Here is a 14,594-nt window from a genome sequence, read left to right as displayed (position 1 = left end):
AATAGCACATGACGGCAGAAGAATTTTCGAAGATCGCCTCTACCCTGCCCCAGGAACCGGGGATCTATAAATACTACGATGTCAATGGCAACCTGCTCTACGTGGGCAAGGCCAAGCACATCCGCAAGCGGGTGTCGTCCTACTTTACCAAAAGCGACCACAGCTACAAAACTCACGAGCTGGTGCGCCGCATCCGGCGCATCGAGTTTACCATTGTCGGCTCGGAGCAGGACGCCTTCCTGCTCGAAAATTCGCTCATCAAGCAGTTTCAGCCGCTTTTCAATATCAACCTGAAGGACGACAAGACCTATCCTTGGATCGTGATCAAGAACGAGCCCTTCCCGCGCGTGTTTCTCACCCGCCAGCGGATCGAGGACGGCTCGCAGTATTTCGGTCCCTATACTTCCGTAGGCAAAGTGCGCGACCTGCTCAACTTCATCAAGCAAACGATTCCCTTACGCACCTGCCCGCTCAACCTCACACCGCGGAATATCGAAAAAGGAAAGTTCAAGGTATGCCTTGAGTTTCACCTCGGCAACTGCAAAGGACCCTGCGAGGCGCGCCAGTCGATGGAAGACTACGACGAGAACATCGCCCAGGTGAAGAACCTGCTAAAAGGCCAGCTGGGACCGGTTTTCCAGCACTTCAAAAAAGAAATGAAGGCACATGCCGAAGCACTCGAGTTCGAGAAGGCCGAGCAGGTGCATAAGAAGATCCGCTTCCTGGAGAATTACCAGGCACGCTCCATTGTGGTCAACAACCAGGTGGACGGTCTCGACGTGTTCTCCATCCAGAAGGAAGGCGATGTGGCTTACGTCAATTACCTGATGCTGGAGAATGGCGCGATCGTGCAAACGAAAACACTGCGCCTCGAAACCCACCTCGACGAGCCCGTGGAGGAGATCCTCGGCTTTGCCATCGGGCAGCTCCGCTCCACCTTCAACAGCAGCGCCAAAGAGATCGTAGCGCCTTTCCCGATCGAGTACGACGAACCCGGCGTTCACCTGACGATCCCGAAGGCTGGTGAAAAGAAGAAGCTCCTGGAGCTTTCCGAAAAGAATGTACTGTATTTCGTGGGCGAGCAACGCAGCAAGGAGCGGCTCAACGTCGGCGTTAAGAAAGATAAATACCCGGTGCTCGAAGGCATCCGAAACGACCTCAACCTGCCCGAGGTGCCGGTGCACATCGAATGCTTCGATAACTCGCACTTCCACGGGTCTTTCCCTGTGTCGGCAATGGTTTGCTTCCGCCATGGCGAGCCCAGCCGCAAGGACTACCGCATCTTCAACCTGAAGACGACGGAGGGGAAGAACAATGACTTCGCCTCCATGAAGGAAGGCGTATTCCGCCGCTACAGGCGCCTTGTGAACGAGGGAGAAGACCTTCCGCAACTGGTCATCATCGATGGCGGCAAGGGCCAGTTGGGTGCTGCCCATGAAGCAATTGAGGAGTTGGGCCTGCAGGGCCGTATGACGCTTGTGGGACTTGCGAAGAATGAGGAAGAACTGTTCTTCGTCGGCGACAAGGAATCACTGAAGCTTCCCTACAACAGTGAGAGCCTCTTACTGATCCGCCGCATCCGCGACGAAGTACACAACCATGGTGTGTCCAGTCATCGCAACAAGCGCAGCAAGGGCACGTTTAAGAACGAGCTTGAAGACATCAAAGGCATCGGCACCAACACGGCACAAACGCTGCTCAAATCCTTTCGCAGCGTAGCCGGGGTGCGGCGGTCTTCACTCGAAGAACTCGCAAAAGTGATCGGCATCGGTAAAGCGAAAATCGTGAAGGCCTATTTCAATAGGGATGATGAACAGGCTGAATCCGCAACGGAATAAGAGCAGCAACGCAGATTTATTATGATCTGTTAGGATTTACACAGATGCCGTTATTAATATCCGCGTAAATCATAACCAATCTGCGTATCCCGCCTCCGGGATCAGCGTTCTTTCTCTTTGCTGCGCTTTGGGCAAAAGAAAAGGGCTGGATGGAAATCCGGCCCCGTTTTAAAATCCAATATCCTATGAAAAACCGAGGTAAAAGTACAATAATTTTTCCGATATTTTTTCGTAAAGGACCGGAAATATTTTGCTTTTTTCTGCGCATATGCCTGCACGAAAAAGCCCCGGCGTTACCGTCGGGGCTTTTGATATGATGCGGTCTTCTTAGTACGACCAGAGATCCTGCTCGTAGTTGAAGATGCGTTCTTTTACATTGTCACCTTCCAGCAGCGCCAGGATCGGGTCCTTGATCATCTGGCGGATGTTCTTGTTACCGGGGTTGTCGAGCGTGGATTTGGTGATGTAGGAGCTGAACATGCGGGCTTCGAAAAGCTCTTCCCAGGTCATGCGGCTGGCGCCCATGTTCTTGGGGTTGTACACTTCATAGCGGGCAAGCAGGGGGCGAAGGTCGGGATAGTATACCCAGAACATGACCGACTGGCCGCGCTCTTTACCGCTCGGATCGTATGAAGTCTTCAGCGGGGCGATACCGAGGATCCGCACGAACATGCGGCTGGCTTCGCGGTCGAACACCCACTCCTCTTTCATACGGAGCTTATTGACACTTTTGGCATCGAAAGAGGCCCGCGTAACGGTATACCGAACGATCTTGGAGGGATCGTTGATGTCGGTTACAGCTGCCGTATCGGCGGAGCCCATAGTGAGCTGCGACAGGTCGGCGAGGGTTTTCGGTGTCGTGAAGCGGTCGTCTTCGAAAGCGGTGATCTGGCCGCTGTTCACAGCCTTCAGCAGGATGTTGATGAACAGCTGCGAGCCATTATCCTCTGTGCCATCGAAGCGGAAGCTCTGGTTCATCTTCTCGCGGAGGTCCAGCTCGCGCCAAACTTTCTCGGCGAAAAGGGCATCGTCCCAGCGCAGGTGCTCGTAGCTCAGCGGGGTACGCTCGTTCAGTGCCGTCTTGTCGTAGGCGTTGTCGTTGCGCATTGACTTTTTCGTAGCGGTGTCCGAGTTGCCGGTAGAATCGACGACGATCGGAATATTGCCGTAAGGGTTGTAACCCGACGGGGGCTTGGCCACATTCGTGTTTTCCTGAACGTCGCCGCTTGCCGACTGCGTATTGCCGGAACCGGCAGCAGGCGTAGTGGCGCGCTTGCGACCCGAACGCTGCGCGTCGGCCTGGTTGAAGGCCAGCGTAAACAGCATCAGGAATAAACCACCCTTAATGACAAGGTTTTTCATATTCAACGGTTATTTAATGTAGTAAACGAGTGAAGGCAGCTTGCGGGTACGGCCGTCAGGTCCGATGGCACGGATACCGTCGATGGTTACCGTACGCCCGGCAGCGAGGCCGCGGATGATGGATTGTGCTTTGGGGCTCCAGGTGTTGCCCGTGCAGGGAGCTTCCTCAATGTCACCTTCGGCATTGTCGGCGGTGAGTGTGAAAGAAGTTACCTGGTACTTGATATCGAAGGGGAAGTCCTTGATGTAAGCGGCAACACCGGCCTGGGCCTTGAAGGCGCCGGCGTTTACGTTTTCACCGGAAGGATAGCTACCCACCTGCGCGATCGGGTCGGGAATGTTACGAACACGGAAGGAAGAGATACCGGCCACTTTACCGTCAACGGTTACGGTGATTTTGGTATCGTCCGACTGGTTGTTTACGCGAACGTTGTACTTGCCAGCAGAAACCTTGGTGATCGAGCCGTTTGAGATCGAAGCAGAGATGCGGTCGTCACCACCACCCGAGGCGGCAATGGTTACCGGGTTGTCTACACCGATATACAGAACGTTCATCTTGTCGAGGGCGATCGAGGCATTTGCCTGGCCCACGGTGTATTCAATGTTCTTTGTTACGGTCTGCATTTTACCATCCTGATCCTGGAAACGGATCACAACGGGCACGCTGTGCTTGCCCAGGCCGCCGCCGGCAACCTTGAGGGTAGCCTGGCCGTCAGCGCCGAGCGGAGCACCCTGGCCGTTGATCGTGATCTGGGGGGCGGCAGCTTTCGAAAACGCACCTACACCCGCATTGATCTCAATTTCCTGGCCCGGCATCACATAGTTGGTGTTCTGGCCAACGATGGCAGCAAAGGTGTCGTAACGAACCGTTACTTTACCTACCTGCTCGTGGCAGAAAGCAACCACCTTGTTCTCTGAAGTCTTAACGTCATTCTGGAACTTGCTCAGGATCGTGATGGCAGCCACCGTGGGAACCATGTGGAAATAAGCGGCTTCCAGGGTCTTGTTCGACTTGTCCTGCGTTACCGGCATGTTCAGGTCGATCTGGAGGCTGTTTGCGAATTCTTTGGCGATCAACGGGTCGATGGCCAGCAGGCGGTCACGGTACTCTCTCAGCTTGGCAAAAAGCTTTTTGCCTTCGCCTTCTTCCACCATGATGCGGGTAGCGATATCGAGGTTATCTGCGCGGAAGGAAGAATCGGGCTTGCCGTCTTTGATGCGCTTAGGATCGAAGTCGGCTGCTGTGAGGATCTTGGCGCGCAGCTGCTGGATGTAGTTGAACATATCCTTCGACATAGCCTGGGCGTTCTGGGCTTTGGGCAGCCAGATTTCTGCTTTGGCACGCGAAGAAGGATCGCTGATCTTCTCCTGCAGGGAAGCGATGATCTGCTCCGTCGATGCATTGACGGTCGCATTTGTCTTTTGTAAACTGTTGTCTACAGTTCGGAAAGCGTTCAGAATCTCAGCCGAGACGTTCAGTGCAAGCAGGGCTGTCAGCACCAGGTACATCAGGTTGATCATCTTTTGCCGTGGCTCTTTAGGTAGTGCCATATCGGGTCAAATATTTAAAAGTCGGTTCTGAATTAGGTTTTCTGCGGTCGGCGATTAACGACCCTGCATGGCGCTCAGCATGTTGCCGTACACCGTGTTGAGGCGGGTCAGGTTGCCGGCCAGGGCGCCGATCTGCTCCTGAACCTTCTTGGCGTCTTCAGCGCTGTTGGTCATCGACTTGGCGTTTTCAGCCAGTTTTGCATAGTAACCATTCAGGGCCTGGATGTTGTTGTTGCCGGCTTTCAGCTCCAGCTCGTACATCGTGTTGAGCGAAGAGAGGTTCTTCGTCAGCACCTGCATCTGCTCGTTGAACACCTTGGCGCCTTCGGTCGACTGGTTGAACGCGCTTACGGAGTTGGCGGCGCCGAGGTAGGCATCCTTCACTTTGGAGAGGGCCTGGGTAACTTCGGCGGTGCGGGTAGTGTAGTCGCCGGTAACCTTTACTACGTCGGCGATCTGGTTCATATTCGTCAGGGTCGTGTTCAGCTTCTTGAAGTTCTCGCCCAGCAGGTTGAGGTTCTGGGGCGTGATGTCGGCCTGGGCCATTGCCTTGTCAAGCGCGTGAACGGTACCGGGGGCAGCCTTGGTACCGGCGGAAGTCTCCACCAGCAGCTCTTCGCTGTGCGACGCGTCACCAACCGCGGGATAAATAATATAGAGGACACCGTAGATAAGGAATACCACGGCTTCCGTGTACAGACCGATCTTCAGCCAGAGGTCGGCTGTGGGAGAGTGCAGGATCTTTTGGAGGGCACCATAGATTACAAGTGCCGCAGCGATTGAAACGACTACGTCAACGTACTTGCTTACTTTAGGGGGGATAGCAGCTGCCATAAAATTGAACGTTTAGAAATGGTTGGTTAAAAAGTTAGTAGAGCGTGTTGAAACAGGAGGCGGCTTTACTAACGAAAGCCACCTCCTGTTTATTGAATGAGTTTGAAAAAAACTGATGGGATTATTTACGGCCACGGCCTTGCTGAGCCGGCAGGTCGATTACGCTGCGGAAGCCGATGTAGGATTTTGCAGAATCCTGGTACTCGTACGTGCGGGTGGAAGTTTGCAGGTAGTAACCTACGTCTTTCCAGGAACCACCGCGGATCACCTTACGCTTCATCTTCGGGGGATCGGTGTCCTTTGCATTGAAACGAACGTCGGGGTTCATATCGTGCTGGAAGGTGTAGCCGCCCTCGTAGTAAATGGAGGAAGTCCACTCGGCTACGTTGCCCGACATATTATACAGGCCGAAATCGTTGGGCCAGTAAGCATCGGCACGTACGGTGTAGAAACCGCCGTCTTCGGGGTAGTTACCACGACCCGGCTTGAAGTTGGCCAGGAGACAGCCTTTTTTGTTACGGAGATAGTAGTTACCCCAGGGGAACATCGACTGCGAGCGGCCGCCGCGGGAAGCATATTCCCACTGGGCTTCGGTAGGCAGGCGGAAGTCGGACTCCTGCGCCCGCTTCTTCGACTCGAGGAAGGAGTTGAGGTAATGGGTGCGCCACTCGCAGAAGGCGGTTGCCTGCTTCCAGCTGACACCTACCAGCGGGTAGTTGCCGAAGGCCGGGTGCGAGAAATAACGCTTCGCCATCGGCTCGTTGTACGAGTAGGAGAAGTCGCGGATCCACACCAGGGTGTCGGGGTAAACGCGAACGTCCTTCTTTACGATGAACTGCGAGCGGGGCTTGCCGGCGTTCTCACGCTTGGTGGCCTCGCCGTAGTCGAAGGTCTCGGAGTGGTAAACGATTTTGGTGGCGTCGATTTCCTTCTTCCCGTTGATGCGGTCTTCGGGGGAGAGGATGATGTCGGTCTGACCGAGTTGCTCGGCAACCTTGGGATCACCCCATTTGAAGGTTTTCATTTTCGCCCAGTCAACGTACTCGTTGCCGTCGGTGCCGCTCTTCACGTAGCCCATTTTCTTGGCTACGATGGAGTCACGAACCCAGTAGGCAAACTGGCGGTACATGTTGTTGGTAACTTCCGTGGCGTCCATCCAGAAGCCACTGATGGATACGGATCGGTTACGGGCGCTGAATGCGTAGGCGGGATCTTCGTCGGAAGGACCCATGTGGAAGGTCCCCTGGGGGATGTAGACCATTCCGGGAGGTTTGGGCAGCGTATAGCGTGTTCCCATCGCTACGCCGTGGACCTGGCCGTCATTCGGCAGCGGTCCGCCGCTTTTTTTCCCGGCGCCACATCCGGCCATTGCGAAAGAGGCCGCGGCCATAAGAGCCAAGTATTGGTTTTTCATTGTCATACACGAGGGTATTGGGCAAATATAAGCTTTTGTGAAAATTGACGGGACAAGGTTACAACTAATTTTTTGCATTTGCAAGCCTCTTTTGTCGTACCGTCTTTAACGGGCCGCCATGGCGAATATTGCATTTTCCCCGAAAAATATTAACACCAAACCCGTTGAAACGGGCAAAATCAGAGTTGAAATGAAAACGGGACCTTACGGTCCCGCCTGCTTTATTTCTTTTTCAGCGATCCTGCCAGGAACTGTTCGAGCGCCGCTACCATGGAGGGCGCCTGTGGCTGCGGAGCTTTGATCCCGAGGGTCAGCCCCGACTCTTCCACCGCTTTCGAGGTATTGGAGCCAAAGGCCCCGATGACCGTGCCGTTCTGCTTGAAGCCCGGCTGGTTGTCGAAAAGGCTTTTAACGGCGCTGGGCGTAAAGAAACAGATCACGTCGAAGGACGTGGAGCTCAGCAATTCCTTTACGTCGCGGCTTACCGTACGGTACATAAAGGCGAGCGAAAAGTCGCAGCCATTGGTCTTCAGCCAACCGGTGATCTCCGAATCCTGCTGGTTTTCGGAGCATACATACAGGAACTTTTCGTTGCTTTTGTGCTTGTTGATAACGTCGAGCAGGCTCTTGTTGGAGCCGTCGGCGCCATAAAAGACCTTGCGCTTGCGGTAGAGGATGAATTTCTGGAGGTAGAGGGCCACCGCTTCGGTGATGCAGAAGTACTTGGTATCCTGCGACACCGCGATCCGCATTTCCTCGCAGGTGCGGAAGAAGTGGTCGATGGCGTTCCGGCTCGTCAGGATCACCGCGCTGTGGGCCGCGATGTCGATCTTCTGCTTGCGGAACTCCTTGGCAGAGATGGGCTCAAGCTGGATGAAGGGCTGGAAGTCAAGCTCGACGCCGTATTTGCGGCCAAGCTCAAAATAGGGCGATTTTTCGCTTTCCGGCCGCGGCTGGGTGATCAGGATGCGCATTCCGTTGTTGGCCTTCGCACCAGCCTTTGAAACCTCGTGTTTTACCATAAAGTAGGTTACCTAAAGTACGGCGAAGGTACGTATTTACCCTAAAAAGCGGAACAACAGTTTGTTAATCAGCAGCAACGGGGCGAGTTCAAAGGCCAGGAAGTAAAGAACGAAATGAAAAAAGCCAAGCCGCACCAGGCGCTGTACGGTAACCCAGGAAAGGAAATAGCGGTACGCATAAATACCACCTAAGAGGATGAGACTCAACGTAAGCGCGACCGTGCTGAGACCACCCGAGCTGAAGGCCAGCAACACAATAAATGGCAGCAGCACCATCCCGATAATCTTGTTGGCGGTAAAAATGATAAACAGGTACGACTCGGCCGCCACCGGCACCCGGAACACCCAGCCCACCACCAGCAGCACCAGGAACTTGGCCAGGTAGATGACGGCCAGCGCGGCCGCGACATAGCCGAGCAGCTGCCAGAAGGGGATACGCGTACCGAGCCCGAAATGCTGAATCAGCAGCACCGCAAAGAGCGCCCCGCTGAGCACAAAGAGAAAATTGAGGAAGATCGATGGCAACGGCGATTGCGGCAACCCCTCCTTTGCCTGCCGCTGCTTCAGGTTGGCGTGGAAAAAGATCCGGAAAAGGTCCTGCAGGTAACGTGCAAATACGTTGCGGGCCAGTGCAAACAGGAGAAGCAGCCCCATGGTGCTGTAAAAAATTGCTTCCTTACCCTCCGGGCGGTGCACCGATTCGCGCAGCCGCACCCCGCCGCGAAAGCGCAGGAAGGGATGCGCCGCCTCGGCGAGGCTGTCGAAACGGCGCGGTACAATCCGCAAGGGCGGAAATAAAAACGTATCGCGGCGGACGGTATCGCCGGGCAACAAGACCCCGGCAGTGCCGCCGCGAAGTGCGTTGATCGAACTGTCGGTGCGGGCGCGTACCGGGCTGCTGTCGCGCTGAGCCCCGACCACGAGGCCGGAAAGCACCAGGAGCAGAACTAAGAATACGCGACAGCTTTTCATGGATGCACAAATGTAATCGTCAATCGTGAATCGTGAAACGTGAATCCGCAATGCGCGGCAACAAAGAGCGTCCGCTTTTTGGCGGCACATTCTTTTGTCAGACGTAAGCATTCACGATTCCCGATTCACGCATTAGAAATAGCTCACAAACCCGATATGCACCTTGCTTCTTCTCAGGTTGAAAGGGATATCGTCGCGGCGGCCGAGGGCCAGCGCCAGGTTGAACACGCCGGCCTTCGTTTCAAAAGAGATCCCGAGGCCTGTTCCCAGGTAAAATCGATCGGCGTTCACGGGCGCGGGCTGGTGTCCCCAGGCGGCATCGAGAAAGGTGAAAAAATTGGAGTTCTGGTCGAGCAGGATGCGGTATTCCACCGTGCCCACCGCGAAATGCTGGAGGTATTCGCTTTCCTCGTCGAAGCCACGAAGCAGCTTGTAGCCGCCCACCTGGAAAAGCTCGTTGCGGAAGACGTTGCCGCTGAAAAAGGCGCCGGCGGAGAGTGCCGTGCGGAAGGTGCCCTGCCGGCCTACGGGAATGAAATGCTCGATGGCCCCGGAAGCGCGGAACTGGTAGGTGCGCTGCTGCACCGTGTCGTAAAGCCGGGCAAAGGAAAAGGAAGGATCGTTCGGGTCTTTCAGTGCGAGGATGGCCGCATTCTGCCGGATGTTCTTGATCCCCGCCGAGCCGCTGGCGCGCCAGGCCGTGCCCCGCCGCGGGTTGGGCCGGTAGTCGGTGCCGTTCCATTCATAGCCTACGCCCAGGTTATTGGAGCGCACGTTGGCCTCGGCCGGCAGGCGGCGCGTGGACAGCAGTGCCGCTTCGCTGATGCCATTGACCACCGTGGAGCGCCGCTGGAAAAAAACCGAAGCAATGCCGTTTCCGCTCCGGTAGCGGGCGGCCACATCGAAGATCAGGTTGAGAAAGGTGGTGTCTTTGCGGAACATCTCGAAGTCAACAGCGATGCCGATGGGGCTGCGCAGGAAATAGGGCTGCTCGAAGAGCAGGTGCAGGCGCGGCGAGCTTTGCTGCAGCTGCTGCCAGTTGAGGCCGAGGCTTTCGCCGCCGCCGAGGGCATTGCGCAGCAGCAGGTTGGCCTCGCCGGTCACCAGCAGCTTCTTCGTGGCATTCGCGTCCGGGTTGGGCAGGAAGCCTACGAGGGCATTGACCTGGTTGTTCTTTTTGTTTTTGAGATAGACGTTCAGCACCGAGCCGGTGTTGAGCATGGTAAGGTCCGACGGCCGCTCCACCTGCAGGTAGGGCAGCTCCGCAAGCCGCTTGTCAACCGACTGGAGCTTCGACTTGCTGTACGGTGTCCCATTGGGCAGGTTAAGGTGTTTTTGCAGGAGCTCGTTGGAGATGCGCAGGTCGCCATAGACGCGGATAGAGTCAATGGCATAGAGCATCCCCCGGTCGATGTGGAGGCGGGCCGCCACCGTGACGCCGTCGATGCTGATGGAGTCGAGGCCTACGCGGGCAAAGGGGTAGCCGGTCTCGTCGAGGCGGGCCAGGAGCCGTTCCTGCAGGGCATGGAGGCGGGCAAAGTCCACGGGCTGCCGCTCAAAAGAGCGGGCATTCCAGCGAAGTGCGGTGAAGAGATCTTCGTCGCCGGCACTTGTATAAATACGGGCCCACTGGTAGCGGCTCCCCAGGAAGAGGCTTACCGCGGCAAACGATGAATCGAGTGCGAGACTGTCGACCGAAGCGCTGACATAACCCTGTGCCTGCAGGCTTTCCGGCAGGCGTGCCAGGTAATTAAGCGCCGCGTTGCGGCCGGTGAAGCGGGCTTCCAGCGGCGGCAGGGCGTTGTGCGCGGCTGAATCCACGACGCGGTAGCGCATCGCAAACTGGCCATGGGCAACGCCTGCCACCAGCATTAACAGGATGCCCGCAATGGTTTGCTGTACCTTCGTCCGCACGTTTGTAAAAATATTTAATCCCGAACGCCTTTGGCCGGAATTTATTTGCATATCCCCTTTTGCAGGCAGGCCTGCCACTATTGCAACTTCCATTTTACCACTTCCTTAAGATATAAGCCGGAGCTGGTGGATGCGCTGGTGCGGGAGGCGGAGCTGCGCGCTCCCTACCTCGAAGGGGCGCCGGTGGAAACCATATACTTCGGCGGCGGCACACCGAGCCTGCTCTCGGAGCGCGAGCTCGATACGATCCTGGAGTCGCTTCGCCGCCACTACCCCATCACAGCCGATGCCGAGATAACCCTCGAAGCCAACCCCGACGACATCGACCCCGCCCGCCTTGCCGCCTGGAAACGCTCGGGCGTCAACCGGCTTTCCATCGGGGTGCAGTCTTTCTTCGAAGAAGAACTGCGCTGGATGAACCGCGCCCATAGTGCCGCGCATGCCCGGTCCTGCATCGAGCAAAGCCTCGCTGCCGGCTTTTCCAACATGACCATCGACCTCATTTACGGCTCCCCGCTCCTCTCCGACGAAGGCTGGAAAACGAATGTCGACATCGCCACGGGCTATGGCATCCCGCACCTCTCCTGCTACGCGCTCACCGTGGAAGAGCGCACACCGCTGCACAAGCAGATTGCGCGGAGCGAAAAAACGGACGTCGACAACGACAAGCAGGCCAGGCAGTTTCTGCTGCTGATGCAATGGCTGAAAGAGCGGGGCTACGAACATTACGAGGTGTCCAACTTCGCGAAGCCGGGGTACCGCAGCCAACACAATTCCGCCTATTGGAAGGGTATCCCCTACCTGGGTCTCGGCCCGTCGGCGCACAGCTACAATGGCCGCGAGCGATCCTGGAACATCGCCAACAACAACACCTATATCCGCGCGCTTTCCGAAGGCAGCCTGCCCGCCGAGGCGGAAACGCTTACCCGCAACCAGCGCCTCAACGAATACCTGATGATTTCGCTGCGAACGCTGGAAGGCATCGACCTTGCACGCGTGCAGGAGCAGGCCACGGCCGGAGAAACTTCGGGCATTGAAAAACAGCTGAACGTATTTCTACGGGAAGGCCTCGTAAAAAAGACCGGTTCCGGATTCGCGCTCACCGATGAGGGCATGCTGCGTGCCGACGGGCTGGCGGCGGAGCTGTTTACCTGAGGCTACTGAAAACCAAAGGAACATTACACCAGCACGGCCTCGATCTCCTCGAAGCCTTTGCCGGGCGCCAGCCGCTCCCAGAGAATACGGTAAATAGTGCTCGCGATGGGCATATCGGCGCCGATACGCTCGTTGATGTGGTGCATGCACTTGCAGGCGTTGTAGCCTTCGGCCACCATATTCATTTCCAGCTGCGCCGACTGCACCGTATATCCCTTGCCGATCATATTGCCGAAGGTGCGGTTACGGCTGTACAGCGAATAGCACGTCACCAGCAGGTCGCCGAGGTAAACCGACGCGGCGTAGTTGATGTCTTTTTTATGCGTAACGGGGTTGGCGGTATTGTGCTTACCCACCTCGATGTGCTCGATGCCCGCCTTCTGCAGGAAGCTCGCCATTTCGTCGGCACTGTTGGCGATGTAAACACTGAGGAAGTTATCGCCGTACTCGAGGCCATGCGCGATGCCCGCGCCGAGTGCGTAAATATTCTTGAGCACCGCCGCGTATTGCACGCCCAGGATGTCGTGGTTGGTAACGGTATTGATGTAAGGCGTTTGGAAATCCGTTGCAATCTGCGCCGTCAGGGTGTCGTCGAGGCCCGAAAAAGTGAGGTAGGACAGCTTTTCCGCCGCCACTTCCTCGGCATGGCAGGGGCCCAGCACCGCGAAGTAGTTGTGGATGGGCAGGCCAAACTCCTGCTCCAGGTATTCGTTGAGCAGCACGTCGGGGCCGGGCACGATCCCCTTCATGGCCGACACGATCTTTTTGTCGCGGAGGCTCCCCTTGTCGATCTGCTCCAGCACCTCGCGCACATAGGCCGAAGGCACAGCCATCACGAGTATATCGGAAGCGCGCACCACCTCGTTGACGTCGAGCGCCACGTGGAGCTTCGACACGTCGAGGTAGGCCGTGGGCAGGTACTGCGGGTTATGCCGCCGCTTGCGGATATAGTCGCCCTGCTTGTCGTTGCGCACCCACCAGTTAATTGTATTCCCGTTGTCGGTTAAGATCTTCACCAGGGCCGTGGCCCAGCTGCCGCTCCCGATCACGCCGTATTTCATCCCTTCACGCATGCTTCGCCTGCCTTATTTTTTGTTTTCGAACAATTTTTCCTTGTCTACGATGGCTACCTTTTCCTTATCCTTGAGCGATTTGCTGATGGCGTTGAAAGGCGCCGTCACCACCTGCTCGCCGGCCTTGAGGCCGCTGAGTACTTCAATGTAGTTGATATCCTGGATACCGGTTTTCACCACGCGCTTTTCCACGGTCTTGTCGGCCTTTACCACAAACACAACTTCCTCCACTTCATCGGAGCTTGCCGGTGCCTCGACCTGGTCGATGCCTGCGTCTTCTTCCTTTTTGTTTTCTTTCTTCTTGTCGTCGAGGTTTTTGTCGCTGCCTTTAACACGGGCGGCCACAGCGGTGATGGGCACGGCCAGCACGTTGCTGCGGCGGCGCGTCTTGATATCGGCCGAGGCATTCATACCGGGGCGGAACGGGAAGGCGCGCGGGCGTGCCGGGTCCAGCAGGTCGGCATAAGAAGCGGGATCAAGGCGGATGTGCACTTCGTAGTTCGTGACGTCGTTGGTGGCGCCCGCGGCTGCGCCGCCGGTCTTGTTGGTGGAAGCGGCAATCTGGGTAACGATGCCGTGGAATTTGCGGGTATTGTAGGCATCTACCATCACATCGGCCGAATCACCATTATGCACTTTTACCACGTCGTTCTCGCCCACATCCACGCGTACCTCGAGCGAATGCATATTGGCTACGCGCAGCATTTCGGTACCGGCCATCTGCGCCGTTCCCACCACGCGCTCGCCCTTTTTTACATTGAGCTGCGATACAATGCCGCTCATCGGGGCCACGATGGTGGCGCGGTTCAGGTTTTTGTTGGCCATGGACAGCTGCGTGCGCGATCCCTGCACCCCGGCCTGGCCGGCGCGGATGCCCTGCAGCGCGGCATTGTATTGCGACTCGGAAGAGCGAAGCTTCGTCTCAAACTGCTCCAGCTCCGATTTCGAGATCACTTTTTCGTCATACAATTGCTTATTGCGGTTGTAGTTGGCGCGATCGAGATCGAGCTGCGCCTTTTGCGCCGCGATGGCCGCGGAGCTATTCGCCACCTGCGCCTGCGACTGTGCTACCTGCGCCGCTGCCTGGTCGCGCTGGGCAGAGTAGATATCCGCGAAGATGCGGGCCAGCACCTGGCCGCGCACGACGCTGTCGCCCTCTTGCACATTGAGCTCGGTGATCTCACCCGAAATATCGGGGCTCACCTTTACCTCCACCTCGGGATAGATCTTGCCGCTCGCATTCACCGTCTCGGTGATGTTGCGGGTAACGGTCTTCTCCACCGCCACGCGTGTCCCCTCTTCCTTGTTGCCGCCGGCCACCTTGGCCAGCACGATGATGAGCAGCAGCACGCCGCTGCCGATCAGCAGCCACTTCAGGGTGCTGTTCTTTTTGCGGGTAGTCGTGGTCGTAGTTGTTACGTTCGTTTGTACCATGGTTTGGTTCGTATTAATTCGGATA

Annotated in this window: 11 protein-coding genes; 2 read left to right on the top strand and 9 right to left on the bottom strand. The window is 56.6% G+C overall.

Annotation, left to right across the window (positions count from 1 at the left end; translation table 11 throughout):
• Positions 1 to 8 precede the first annotated feature (8 nt).
• Entirely contained in the window at positions 9 to 1,838 is a 1,830-nt protein-coding gene (uvrC, locus tag EPD60_RS09730; protein WP_131449233.1) for an excinuclease ABC subunit UvrC, read from the top strand.
• 327 nt (positions 1,839 to 2,165) lie between these two features.
• On the opposite strand, the gene porN is transcribed toward uvrC, so the two are convergent.
• The 7 genes from porN to EPD60_RS09695 all read right to left on the bottom strand — a co-directional run bounded on the left by porN (position 2,166) and on the right by EPD60_RS09695 (position 10,907).
• A complete protein-coding gene (gene porN / locus EPD60_RS09725; RefSeq protein WP_131449231.1) occupies positions 2,166 to 3,200 on the bottom strand; it encodes a type IX secretion system ring subunit PorN/GldN in 1,035 nt (344 codons plus the stop codon).
• Between the two features lie 9 nt (positions 3,201 to 3,209).
• On the bottom strand, positions 3,210 to 4,751 hold the full coding sequence (porM, locus tag EPD60_RS09720; protein ID WP_131449229.1) for a type IX secretion system motor protein PorM/GldM: 1,542 nt from the start codon (positions 4,749 to 4,751) through the stop codon (positions 3,210 to 3,212).
• Positions 4,752 to 4,805: 54 nt separating this feature from the next.
• Positions 4,806 to 5,585 carry a type IX secretion system motor protein PorL/GldL gene (gene porL, locus EPD60_RS09715; protein ID WP_131449227.1) on the bottom strand — a complete coding sequence of 260 codons (780 nt, stop codon included), beginning with the start codon at positions 5,583 to 5,585 and terminating at the stop codon, positions 4,806 to 4,808.
• Positions 5,586 to 5,706: 121 nt separating this feature from the next.
• On the bottom strand, positions 5,707 to 6,954 hold the full coding sequence (porK, locus tag EPD60_RS09710) for a T9SS ring complex lipoprotein PorK/GldK (RefSeq protein WP_484488973.1): 1,248 nt from the start codon (positions 6,952 to 6,954) through the stop codon (positions 5,707 to 5,709).
• A 266-nt stretch (positions 6,955 to 7,220) separates the two neighbouring features.
• Positions 7,221 to 8,021 carry a uroporphyrinogen-III synthase gene (locus EPD60_RS09705; protein ID WP_207896594.1) on the bottom strand — a complete coding sequence of 267 codons (801 nt, stop codon included), beginning with the start codon at positions 8,019 to 8,021 and terminating at the stop codon, positions 7,221 to 7,223.
• A 36-nt stretch (positions 8,022 to 8,057) separates the two neighbouring features.
• The gene (locus EPD60_RS09700) at positions 8,058 to 8,993 is read right to left on the bottom strand and encodes a DUF4271 domain-containing protein (protein ID WP_165871495.1); all 936 of its coding nucleotides are present in this window, start codon (positions 8,991 to 8,993) and stop codon (positions 8,058 to 8,060) included.
• A gap of 132 nt (positions 8,994 to 9,125) precedes the next feature.
• Positions 9,126 to 10,907 carry a BamA/TamA family outer membrane protein gene (locus EPD60_RS09695; RefSeq protein WP_165871494.1) on the bottom strand — a complete coding sequence of 594 codons (1,782 nt, stop codon included), beginning with the start codon at positions 10,905 to 10,907 and terminating at the stop codon, positions 9,126 to 9,128.
• Between the two features lie 45 nt (positions 10,908 to 10,952).
• Here EPD60_RS09695 and hemW point away from each other — a divergent pair, with 45 nt between their 5' ends.
• Positions 10,953 to 12,062, top strand: coding sequence for a radical SAM family heme chaperone HemW (gene hemW, locus EPD60_RS09690; protein ID WP_243647798.1), 1,110 nt, complete (start codon positions 10,953 to 10,955; stop codon positions 12,060 to 12,062).
• 23 nt (positions 12,063 to 12,085) lie between these two features.
• Here the strand turns inward: hemW and EPD60_RS09685 are convergent, their stop codons facing one another.
• Together EPD60_RS09685 and EPD60_RS09680 are read right to left on the bottom strand one after the other, a co-directional pair.
• Positions 12,086 to 13,135, bottom strand: coding sequence for an NAD(P)H-dependent glycerol-3-phosphate dehydrogenase (locus EPD60_RS09685; RefSeq protein ID WP_243647797.1), 1,050 nt, complete (start codon positions 13,133 to 13,135; stop codon positions 12,086 to 12,088).
• A 12-nt stretch (positions 13,136 to 13,147) separates the two neighbouring features.
• A complete protein-coding gene (locus EPD60_RS09680; protein ID WP_131449217.1) occupies positions 13,148 to 14,569 on the bottom strand; it encodes an efflux RND transporter periplasmic adaptor subunit in 1,422 nt (473 codons plus the stop codon).
• Between the last annotated feature and the right edge of the window lie 25 nt (positions 14,570 to 14,594).

The organism is Flaviaestuariibacter flavus (genome assembly GCF_004337505.1).
Lineage (GTDB): Bacteria > Bacteroidota > Bacteroidia > Chitinophagales > Chitinophagaceae > Flavisolibacter > Flavisolibacter flavus.
This window is presented reverse-complemented; position numbering and strand designations above follow the sequence as displayed.